12 protein-coding genes are annotated in these 11875 nt (G+C 25.2%); 3 read left to right on the top strand and 9 right to left on the bottom strand.

The features are described from left to right. The coding region (locus tag ACYQ44_RS07010; protein ID WP_459996249.1) for a M23 family metallopeptidase at positions 1-595 on the top strand (595 nt) is incomplete at its 5' end. A 531-nt stretch (positions 596-1126) separates the two neighbouring features. Here the strand turns inward: ACYQ44_RS07010 and ACYQ44_RS07005 are convergent. From ACYQ44_RS07005 to ACYQ44_RS06995, 3 genes are all read right to left on the bottom strand, one after another. Beyond that, a complete protein-coding gene (locus ACYQ44_RS07005; RefSeq protein WP_459996247.1) occupies positions 1127-3229 on the bottom strand; it encodes a heavy metal translocating P-type ATPase in 2103 nt (700 codons plus the stop codon). A 231-nt stretch (positions 3230-3460) separates the two neighbouring features. Continuing rightward, entirely contained in the window at positions 3461-3931 is a 471-nt protein-coding gene (locus ACYQ44_RS07000) for a hypothetical protein (RefSeq protein ID WP_459996245.1), read from the bottom strand. A gap of 11 nt (positions 3932-3942) precedes the next feature. Beyond that, positions 3943-4143, bottom strand: coding sequence for an SHOCT domain-containing protein (locus ACYQ44_RS06995; RefSeq protein WP_459996244.1), 201 nt, complete (start codon positions 4141-4143; stop codon positions 3943-3945). A gap of 184 nt (positions 4144-4327) precedes the next feature. Between ACYQ44_RS06995 and ACYQ44_RS06990 the strand changes: the two genes are divergently transcribed. Both ACYQ44_RS06990 and ACYQ44_RS06985 read left to right on the top strand, forming a co-directional pair. After that, entirely contained in the window at positions 4328-4783 is a 456-nt protein-coding gene (locus tag ACYQ44_RS06990) for a transposase (RefSeq protein WP_459996243.1), read from the top strand. A gap of 38 nt (positions 4784-4821) precedes the next feature. Further along, the gene (locus tag ACYQ44_RS06985) at positions 4822-5184 is read left to right on the top strand and encodes a hypothetical protein (RefSeq protein ID WP_459996241.1); all 363 of its coding nucleotides are present in this window, start codon (positions 4822-4824) and stop codon (positions 5182-5184) included. A gap of 216 nt (positions 5185-5400) precedes the next feature. Here the strand turns inward: ACYQ44_RS06985 and ACYQ44_RS06980 are convergent, their stop codons facing one another. The 6 genes from ACYQ44_RS06980 to ACYQ44_RS06955 all read right to left on the bottom strand — a co-directional run bounded on the left by ACYQ44_RS06980 (position 5401) and on the right by ACYQ44_RS06955 (position 11768). Further along, entirely contained in the window at positions 5401-5703 is a 303-nt protein-coding gene (locus ACYQ44_RS06980; RefSeq protein WP_459996239.1) for an SHOCT domain-containing protein, read from the bottom strand. Positions 5704-5721: 18 nt separating this feature from the next. Continuing rightward, positions 5722-6105 (bottom strand): DUF302 domain-containing protein, encoded by a 384-nt coding sequence (locus ACYQ44_RS06975; RefSeq protein ID WP_459996238.1) that lies wholly within the window; start codon positions 6103-6105, stop codon positions 5722-5724. A 99-nt stretch (positions 6106-6204) separates the two neighbouring features. Continuing rightward, positions 6205-6519, bottom strand: a complete 315-nt coding sequence (locus ACYQ44_RS06970) for an ArsR/SmtB family transcription factor (RefSeq protein ID WP_459996237.1) — start codon at positions 6517-6519, stop codon at positions 6205-6207. Positions 6520-6742: 223 nt separating this feature from the next. After that, positions 6743-6931: a YuzB family protein gene (locus tag ACYQ44_RS06965; protein ID WP_459996235.1), complete on the bottom strand. Its 189-nt coding sequence runs from the start codon at positions 6929-6931 to the stop codon at positions 6743-6745. A gap of 118 nt (positions 6932-7049) precedes the next feature. Next, positions 7050-9128 carry a heavy metal translocating P-type ATPase gene (locus tag ACYQ44_RS06960; RefSeq protein ID WP_459996234.1) on the bottom strand — a complete coding sequence of 693 codons (2079 nt, stop codon included), beginning with the start codon at positions 9126-9128 and terminating at the stop codon, positions 7050-7052. 135 nt (positions 9129-9263) lie between these two features. Next, on the bottom strand, positions 9264-11768 hold the full coding sequence (locus ACYQ44_RS06955; protein ID WP_459996233.1) for an efflux RND transporter permease subunit: 2505 nt from the start codon (positions 11766-11768) through the stop codon (positions 9264-9266). Positions 11769-11875: the final 107 nt, after the last annotated feature.

Below are 11875 nucleotides of genomic sequence, written 5' to 3'. Positions count from 1 at the left end.
AATGGTTTCAAGAGGAGAAGTTATTGGATTTTCTGGAAAAAGCGGGGAAGCTACTGTTCCAAATGTTCATTTTGAAATTAGAAAAAATTTAAAATCAGGAAACAAAAATAATGAAATAATAAAAGATGCTATTGAATTTGTTGATTATACTGAACTAAGAGAAAAAAAATTAATGGCTTTAAAAATACGATCAGGAAAAAATACGATTGAATTAAAAGAAAATGAATTAGTAGAAATTCCTTTTTACACTGTACCAAAACTTGAAGTTAATATACTACAATTTCTTGGAAAAAATACACGTATAATACCAAAATCTATTTCACTAAAAATTAATGATGAGCTTATATATAAAATTGAATTTGATCAAATACGACAAGATGAAATGTATTCGCCTGGTTCAGTTTTTGGCTATGGTTCAACAATATTTAACTATTGGATAAAACTTTACTCATCATCAAATATTACTCCAATCAAAGTAAATAGATGGAATGAAATTCTTTTTGCTTTAGGTAATAAAGCTTTAGCAGAATTGATATTAAAAGATATGTGGGGAAACATTAAAACATATAAATTTATCTTAAAAAAGGAGAGCTAATAATTAAGCTCTCCTTTTTTTGAAAAAATATTTATCATTACTTTTTTTCTTTAAATTTTTCATAATAAATTTAAAGATATTGAGGTTTGTACTATATTGATTTAAATTAAAATCACATTTAATAATTTTAATACTTTTTATTTAACTTACTTTTTTATTCTTTTAAATTGTAAATTTTTATCAAATAGAAATGACATCAATATGATTCATATCTTTCAATTTTTCTGAAATATTATTTATATAATTAAAATATTTTTTATCCCCACAATTCCCATGATTGATTATCAACGCTTTTAAAAAATTTTGTCGCTTTTTTATATGAATCATCTTTGGACAATAAATCAAAAAAATTGGGTCAATAACAATATTATAAATATACTCCTGATAAGGTAATAAAAAAGAATAATATTTATAATTTTCATATTCTGCACTGTAACTTTCAAAAGTTTTTCAAAAAACAATCTTGATTTTAAAAATAGACCGATTACTCGGTCTATTTTCATTTTATATTTTTTATATTTTTATATTTTTCTATTTTTTTAAAATTCTCAATGAATTAAAAATAGCTATAAGAGTCACACCAACATCTGCAAAAACTGCGCCCCACATATCTGTTAACCCTAAAGCTCCAAGAACTAAAAATAATATTTTTATTCCTAATACTAAAATTATATTTTGCCATGTTATTTTCATAGTTTTTCTTGAGACTTTAATAGAATCTATTAACTTTGAAACATCATCATCCATTATTACAACATCTGCTGCTTCAATTGCTGCATCTGAACCAAGTCCTCCCATTGCAATTCCTACATCTGCTCTAGTTAACACTGGTGCATCATTTATTCCATCTCCAACAAATGCTGTTGATATACCATCATTATATTTTTCAAAAAACTTCACTTTATCTCCTGGTAACAATTCTGCAAAATATTCATCAAGTCCTATTTTTTTCGCAACATCTTCTGCAACTTTTTCATTATCCCCTGTGAGCATTACTGTCTTTTTAACTCCCAATTTTTTTAATTCTTTAATAACTTCTTTTACACCTGGTTTAATCTTATCTGAAATTCCTATGTATCCAACAAACATTCCATTTACAGAAACAAAAACAATTGTTCCATTAAAATTAATTTCAGGTATGTTTATATTAAATTTATCCATTAACTTTTTATTTCCTACAAGAACATCTTTTCCTTTAATCCTCGCTTTTATTCCATGACCAGATATTTCTTCATAATCTTCTATAAAACTTTTTTCAAATTTTTTTCCATATTTTTTCTTTATTGAATCTGCAATAGGGTGATTAGAATGCTCTTCAGCATATGCTGCTATTTCTAAAATCTCATCTTCGCTTACTCCATTATATGTTTTTATTTCAACTACTTCAAAAACACCTTCCGTTAAAGTACCTGTTTTATCAAAAATAATCGTATTTAAATTTTTCAAAACTTCTAAATAATTTCCTCCTTTTACTAGAACACCTCTCTTAGACAAACCGCCTACACCTGCAAAATAACCAAGAGGTATCGATACTACAAGACCACATGGACATGAAATTACAAGAAATATTAGAGCTCTATATATCCATTCATTAAACGGAGCTCCTGTCAACAACGGTGGAATAGTTGCTAAAGCTATAGCTAAAAATACAACAACTGGTGTATAGTATTTTGCAAATTTAGTTATAAGTTTTTCTGTCTTTGCTTTTTTTGCAGCAGCATTTTCTACCATATCAAGAATTTTTGATATTGTCGATTCTGCATATTCTTTCTCTACTCTTATTGTTATCAAACCATTTAAATTTATAAACCCACTCATTACCTCGTCATTCTCTTTTATACTTTTTGGAAGAGATTCACCTGTTAAAGCTGATGTATCTGCCATTGAATTTCCTTTTATAATTACACCATCAAGAGGTATTCTTTCTCCGGGTTTTACTACTATCAAATCACCTTTTTTTACATCTTCTGGAGATACTCTAACTTCTTTACCGTTTTTTAATAAATTCGCATAATCCGGTCTTATATCTAAAAGCGCTTTAATAGATCTTTTAGAATTATCTACAGCAAGATCTTGTAATAATTCCCCAATTTCAAAAAATACCATTACACCAACAGCTTCTGGATATTCTCCAATTGCGAAAGCACCAAGTGTCGCTATACTCATTAAAAAGTTTTCATCGAAAACATTTCCTCTTAAAATATTTTTGAATGATCTTTTTAAAACTTTACCCCCAGATATTAAATATGCTACAACATATAATATAACTTTTAAATAAAACGGATCCTTTAAAAGAAGAGCTGTTATAAATACAGCAAGTGCTGAAAATAATCTTATAATTTCAAATTTTTTATTAAAACTTTCTCCATGATTATGTCCATGTTCATGACTATGTTCGTGATTATGATCATTTTTATTTTCTTTCTCATATATCTCTACTTCTGGTTCTATTTTTTTTACTAAATTTTCAATTTCCTTTATTTTATTTTCATCATTTACTTTTACTGTTAAAGTTTTAGTAATAAAATTCACAGTAACTCCTTCAACGTCATTGAGTTTTTTTACATTTTCTTCAATTTTTGCCGCACAGCTAGCACAATCTAAACCTTCAAGGATAAACTCCTTTTTTTCCATATTCATTCCTCCTTAATTGAATATTTGAATATTCGTTCATATATATGATATCAAAAAAATGCTGTAAAGTCAACTGTTTTTATTACTATAAACTTAATTCTTTTTTACTATTCAAACAATTGAATACTTGTTCATTATTATTTTTAAAAACATAATTATTTTTAAAAACATAAGCTGGGTTCCCCAGATTATGTTTTTATCTTTTTACAAATTCATTTCATCTTTATCCTGTTATTTGTTATTAGGTAAATAATTATAAGGACTATTCATCATATTATAATTATCATCTATCATTCCAGGATAACCGTATCTTCCCATCATGTCCATCATTCTATAAACTATTTTTTTTGGGGTTACATATTCTTTGTTATCTATTTCTATTGATGTTACTAATAATTCTTCTATTTTTGAAAAGCTATATATTTTTATTGCTTCTATTTTTATTTCTTTTTCTTCTTCTATCGGTATATCTTCGTAAAACATTAATATATTTTCCATTCTTAATATATAGTTTTTTCCTTTTTCATCTACTGCTAATATTTCTGGTTTTTGGTTATTTATTTCTATTATTTTTAATTCTATATTTATTGATAATGGTTCTCTATAATTTCCATTTATTGGTGTTTCTATATTTCCACCATGTGCATAGATTAATGATAAACTAAATATTAAAATTATTCCCATTATTATTTTGCTTTTCATTCTTTCACCTCCTATTCAATAAGTTTCTTTTTTCTTAAATATTCTTCTTCTGTTATTTCGCCATTTATAAATTTTTCATTTAGCATTCTCAACGCTTCTTTTTTTGAATCATTTGTATTATTTGTTAAATCTCCCATCTTTTTTGCTGCATCAGGATTTTTCATTATATACCATATTACCAATATTATTAATAGAAATCCAAAAATCATCATTTTTTCTCACCTCACTTTATATTTTTTATTATAGCATCTTCAAAAATTCTGAAACTATATTGTTTACAATACTTTCATCTTATCTTGTTAAGAGGTTTACCTCCCTGGTGTATAATATAATTACGTTAAATAATAATTTTATTCAGTAAAATAAAATAATTCTCTTTTGCAGGGAGGTTAAACCATGAGTAATAATCCTAAACAATTTTATCTTGATTTTGTATATGATGATTATATGAAATCTAATTCTTCTTTTGCTTATATCCTTACTATTTTTGATTATATTAATTGGTCTATTGTTCCTGAAATTAAAAATTCCGGTGTTGGTAGAACGGGTTATTCTCCTGTTTCTATGATTAAAGCTCTTTTATTTAAAATTATTAAAAATATTTCTTCTATTTCCACTCTTATTGATGAGCTTTATTCTAATCCTTATTTAGCTCAAACTATTGGTTTTGATCCTATTAATCATTATGTACCTTCTGAATCTACTTTTTCTAATTTTAGAAAGTCTTTTGATGTTTCTATTATTTATTCTCTTATTTCTGATCTTTTATTTAAAGGTATTTCTTCTGGGTTTATTTCTACTGAGTTTTTATCTGTTGATTCTTTCCCTAAACATGCTGCGCAAGCTGTATGATTCTTTTGTTTTTTATTATAATTTTTTAATATTATTTTTTGTATTTTTTGCGAAGAAAAATGTTGTGTCCTTTTGATGAACATAATAGACCTAATTCTTGTTCAAAATCAAATTGCTATCGTTATCAAAATTATTCAAAGGATAATTTTAGAATGTCTCTTCTTAGAAATTCTAATTTCTTTAAAAAGAATTATTCTAAACGTGTTCTTATTGAATCCCTTTTTTCTAAGTTAGAATCTATTTTATCCCATACTAAATTACGCTTTATTAATTCTGTTTCTCTTGATGCTAATCTTATTAATCTCTTTTTTATTGCTTCTGCTTTTTTAGCTCATGATATGGGATATGATGATTTAATTACTTCTGTTAAATCAACTCGTTCTGCTTTTGTTCGGAGATAATATACATATTTACTATTTAATTATTATTTTATTTTTATTGAAATTCAACCTTTTAATCCACCGAATCATTTTGATTCGTTCTTTTGTTTTATATTTTCTCTACTGCATTTTTACTTCTTTTATCTCCTTTTATCTATTTTTTGTCCCTTCAACTCTTTTCTGTATTCAATTCCTTTTGCTTTACTTCCGTGTAATTTTTTTTACTTTGCATTTACATCATTTTGAGCCTATTTTTGAAGATACTATATTTTTTATTATTAATTCTTTTTTTCTTATATATTCCTCTTCTGTTATTTCTCCCTTTACTAACTTTTCATTTAATATTTTTAATATATCTTTTTCTTCTTTTCTTTTACTAATATTACTAAAATTATTATTATCTATAAATATCTTTTTTAATATTATATATACTACTATAAGCAATCCTATCATGAACATGAAACTTATTAGCGATCCTATTATTCCATAACTACCATAACTATATGGTCCAAATCCTGACCATCCCCATCCATGCATCATATTTCTTCACCTCCCTTCTTATAGATTATTAATTACTCTACTTAACTTTTCTTCTATTTCTTTTGCTATTTCATATACTGCTTTATTTTCTGCTGAACTCATTGCTATTGTCGGTTTTATTGCTGTTACTACTGTTTTTCCTTCTTTTTCATATACTATTACGTTACATGGTAAAAAAAGTCCTATATTTTCTTCTGCTAATATTGCTTTGTGCGCATTTTTTGGATTACATGCTCCAAGTATTGTATAACGCTTAAAATCAATATCCAATTTTTCTTTAAATTTTTCATTAAGATCTATCCTCATCAAAATACCGAATCCTTCTTTTTGTAATTCTTTATTCAATTTTTCAATAGCTTCTTCAAATTCATAATTTGTTTCTTTTAAAATTCCATACTTCATTTTAATTCCTCCCTTTTATTTTTGTTATTTTTATCCCATCCCCCTTTGTGGGTAGTTCAACTGTAGTATGTCATACTTTCCTTAAAATTTCCTTAGAATTTATTCATTTTCTTTTATTAGTTTTATAAATAAATCTAATTCTTTTTTTATAATATAATCAGCTAGATTGATTATTCCTATAACATCTTTATATTTTAATTCACATAAAACATTATTATCTTTTTTTATCTTTTTTATTATTCCTGCTTTTTCTAAAATATTTATATGTTGCGATAAATTAGATTGTGTAATATCCAAATCTTTTTTTATTTCGGATATATTATAATTTTGTGATCCTATTATATCTATTATTTTTAATCTTATAGGATGTGATAGTGCTTTAAAGATATTAGATAACATTATATATTTAGTCATTATATCACTCCAATTACAAAGTTCACAATACTTTATTAAATTTTACTAATTTTTATTATTTAAATATTTGAATATTTGAATATTCGTTCATATATATGATATCAAAAAAATGCTATAAAGTCAACTGTTTTTATTACTATAAACTTAATTCTTTTTTACTATTCAAATATTTGAATAGTTATTCATTTATTTTTAAAAATATAAGCTGGTTTTATATACCAGCTTATATTTTATCTATTAATTCTTCAGTACTATCTGCAATAATAGTATCTTCATTTTTTTTGAAAAATAATTTAGAATGACAAATCTTACATTCATCTAAACAGTTTTCTATTGAATATTCAATGTTTTTTTTCTTTAAATATTCTATAAATTCTTCTATACCTTTATTATTTTTACAAACTTTAATCACAAAAACACCTCCCCTCGTATATAGGGTTTTAAAATAATTATAATAAATATTTTTAAATTTAAATTTAAAAATATATTACAAAACACCCTGAAAATCAGGGTGTTTTGTAAAAAAAGATTTATTTCTCTAATTTTAAAAGTTTTGCATTTATTGCAACAATAACTGTACTTAATGACATAAATACTGCTCCAAGTGCCGGACTTAAAAGAATACCCCAATTATAAAGTACACCTGCAGCTAAAGGAATAGCAATTACATTGTACCCTGTTGCCCATAATAAATTTTCTATCATTTTCTTATAAGTATTTTTTGCCAAACCAATAATTGCAACAACATCTCTAGGATCACTTCTAACAAGAACAATATCAGCTGATTCCACAGCTACATCTGTTCCTGCCCCTATGGCAATTCCAACATCAGCTTGAACTAATGCTGGTGCATCATTTACACCATCTCCTGTCATTGCTACAACTAAATTTCTTGATTGAATTTCTTTTATCTTTTGAGATTTTTCATGTGGTAAAACTTCGGCAAAATATTCATCAAGTCCTAATTCATCGGCAACCCATTTTGCAACTTGTTTGTTATCTCCTGTAAGCATCATACATTTTATTCCCATTTCTTTTAATTTAGCTATTGCTTCTTTTGATTCTGGTCTTATTATATCAGCAAGAGCTATAGCTCCTTTTAATTCTGAATCGATTAATACATATACAACTGTTTTTCCAGCCGAATGTAACTCATCAATTTTCTTATTTTCAACTTTTATATTATTTTCTCTTAAATACCCTGGACTAACAACCATAACATGTTTTCCTTCAACATTTCCTTCAGCACCTTTTCCAGGTATTGCTTTGAAATTATCTACTTTCATACGATTTTTTGCTGCATTAGCTATAGCTTTAGCTATTGGATGTTCAGAATGTAATTCTATTGAAGCAGCATAATTTAAAATATCTTCTTCAGTCATATCTTTTGATAGGTTAATAATATCAGTTACACCAAATTTCCCCATCGTAAGTGTTCCTGTTTTATCAAAAACAATTGCTTGAATATTTCGTGCTCTTTCAAAAGCTACACGATCTCTAATAAGTAATCCATTTTTTGCAGAAATTGCAGTTGATACTGCAACAACAAGCGGAACAGCCAAACCAAGAGCATGAGGACAAGTTATAACCATAACAGTAACTGTTCTTTCAAGCGCAAATACAAAACTTTTTTCCATTATCCAGGTCCATACAAAAAATGTCAACGCACCAGCAGATAAAGCTATACCTGTTAACCATACTGCAGCACGATTAGCTAAATCCTGTGTTTTTGATTTACTTTCCTGAGCTTCTTTCACGAGTTCTATAACTTGAGAAAGATATGAATCTTTTCCGGTGTTCTTAATCTTAACTTTTAAGGAACCTTCTCCATTAATAGAACCACCAATAATCAGATCATTTTTCTTTTTAGTTACTGGTTTACTTTCTCCAGTAAGCATAGATTCATTTAAAGAACTTTCTCCTTCAATTATAATACCATCTGCTGGTACTTTTTCTCCTGGCTTTACAACAACAATATCTCCTGTTTTTAATTCTTCAAGAGGTATATCTACCAAAGAACCATCTGGCATAAGTTTATGCGCATCGGAAGGCATCAGTTTTGCTAGTTCTTCTAAAGCTCTAGATGCTCCCATTACCGATTTCATTTCAATCCAATGTCCTAATAACATAATGTCTATCAACGTTGCAAGCTCCCAAAAGAATATTTCTCCTTCTAATCCAAATACAACTGTACTACTATAAACATATGCGGTACTTATAGCCACAGCTATTAAAGTCATCATTCCTGGTCTTTTTGCTTTTAACTCTTCATAAAAACCCTTTAAAAATGGATAACCACCATAAAAATATATTATTGTTGATATTCCAAAAAGAACATATAAATCCCCTGGAAAACGTAAAGCATCTGAAAGTCCAAATAATTTTTGGACTAATGGTGATAATACTAAAACTGGTATTGTTAGAATTAAAGAAATCCAAAAACGTTTTCTAAAATCTGCAACCATATGTTCATGATGACTATGATGATCATGACCAGAATGTTCATGATGTTCGTGTTTCATAGATTCATGACCAGAATGTTCATGATGTTCGTGTTTCATAGATTCATGACCAGAATGTTCATGATGTTCGTGTTTTCTTTCATCCATTTATATCCCCTCCTTTAGTAATAGATGTTTTCAAAAGAAAAAGTTATATTTCTAACAATTACAATTATAATTATACTATTTTTATCCGATTTTTTCAACTAAATTCAATTAATTAAATTTTGGAGAAGAGATGTTTTATTCAAAAATTGATTTTTTAAATAATTGAATAAAAATTGGTAGAACTATCAAAGAGATAATTAAACAAAATAATATACCAAAAAATAATAAAATTCCCATTTGAGATACTAAAGGATCTTTAACAAAATATAATGAACCAAAACCTACCATACTCGTTATTGAAGTAATTATAACGGCCTTGCCTGATTGTTTTAGCATTTTAATTATACTTTTATTTTCAATATAATTATGAATCATGTGTATCCCATCATCTATTCCTATTCCTAATATTAACGGAATTACAACTATATTTGCTATATTAAATTTTATATTAAATAATGACATAAAATTTATAAGCCATAATGTTCCAAGTATTACTGGAGTTAAAGTTAATAAAGTTATTTTTAAATTTCTAAAATATAGTAATACAATAAAAAATATTAAAATAAAAACAAGAAAAGAACTTCTATATAAGTCATCTCTAATGTAATCAATTAACTTTATCCATACAAATGTTGTACCAGTTGAATTTTCATCAATTTTTCTAAGTACATTTGCTACTTTTTTCATACTTTGTTCATCCCAAAAACCTTCTTTTATAAATACAAAAGTTGCAATATTATTATTTTTATCAAGATATTTATCTTTTATATAGTCTGGAAGTCTTTCTATTGAAATCTCTCCATATTTTGATGCGCTTTCTATACTTTTTATTATAAAAGAAAAGTACTTTTTTATATTCAATTGAATTTTTTGTTGCTCTTTTTTATTTAATTTATTTAAATCTTCCAAAAATTTTTTTAATTCTAAAGATTCTATTTTTCCAAAAATTTTATCATTTTTTATTTGACTTAAAGCTAACATTGTTACTAAGTTAAGTGAAATATTTGCAACTTTTGGTTTTTTTTCTGATAAATACTTTTTATTTAATTCTTTTAAAATAAAAATCTTTTTAGTCTGATTTTCTGGTATTAATAATGTCAAAGAATCAATTTCAGAATATATATTAGTTTTTTTCAATTTATTATATTGCTCTCTACTTTCTTCTATGTTTTTTGCTATTAAAATATTATATTCAAAAGATGTATCAAAATCCTTTTTTAATATATTTTCTAATTTTACGGAAGGTAATTTTGGAAGCAAATCAAAAGCATTATAATTGAACTCAATATTATTTTTAAATAAAAACGGAATAAATATTATTGAGAAAATTATTACTATAATAATATATTTATTCTTTAAAAGTTTATTTTCAAAATATTTGCTTAAATTTTCTTCCATTATTATAGGATATGGTTTAGCGTTTGAATAAGAGATAATTGAAGGTAAGAGAAATATAATTGATAAAAGAGACATTAGAATACCTGTTCCTGCTATAAATCCCAATTCATATAATCCTTTAAATTTTGAAAACATTAAAACATAAAATGAAGCTGCCGTTGTAATAGCTCCAACAAAAATGCCTGATAATGTCTGATTGAATACTTCTTCTAAACTATTAATTACGTTTTTTCCTAAATTTATTTCATAATAAAATTTTGTTAAAAAATGTAATGAAAAATCTACGCCAAGCCCTAATAATAATATAGCAAAAATACTTGTAACTATATTTAGTCTTCCTATTACCAAATAGTTTATACCTAATGTCCATATAATAGCAACTATAATAGGAACTACAATATAAAAAGCCGATGAAATACGTTTAAAAGAAAATATAAATAAAATTATCAAAAATAGTAATACAAAAATTGATATTATTGTAATTTTTTCATTTAAATTTTTCTGTTGTTCTGCCATAATTACAGGCATACCAGTAATTCCAATATTTAAATTAGAATATTTTTTTAAAACTGGATCTATATTTTTTCTTACCTCAGATACCATTTTTTCAAAAAACAACATATCATGATTAGCATTTGTTGGTCTTAAAAATATAAGTAATGTTGTTTTTGACCTATTATAATAATATTTCATATTAAACATTTTAAAAGATGGATCTTTAATTTTTTCTATTAATTCATTTATAATAGTTATTTCTTTTTCTGTTATATTTTTTTTCGTGCTTAAATATAATAACATTTTAGAAATATTATTTTCTTCTTGAGATAATTTTAACAAATCTATATTATTTTCTATTAAATAAACTACTTTTTCAAACATATCATCATTTAAATATAATAAACTATTTTCTTCTATAAAATCTATTGGATATTTATAATCAACATATTTTACATATTTATTTAATTTTTTCATACTTTTTGCAATTTCTTCTGCCACATTTTCCATTAATATATTATTATTACCTTTTATGAAAATAATCATATTATCAAATCCACCAAAGTTTTTTGAAGTATTATTAAATTTAATAATTTCCGGATCATCTTTTGGCAATAAAGTATATGTTCCCATATCTATAACTGTTTTCAACGAAAAAAAAGTAAAAAAAATAGTTATAAAAATGAATATTATTATTATCAAGACTCTATATTGTATAATAAATCTAAATAATTTCTTATTTATCATATTAGACTCTCCTTTAAATTTTTTCATATCTCCTACAAAAAATAAAATTCACTTTGACCATGAATAATTCAATTATAATGGTAAAAAAGCACCCTTAACAAAAATGT

It is taken from the genome of Marinitoga arctica (assembly GCF_054657315.1).
The sequence above is the reverse complement of the archived record's forward strand: the minus strand, read 5'-3'. Positions and strand labels throughout refer to the sequence as shown.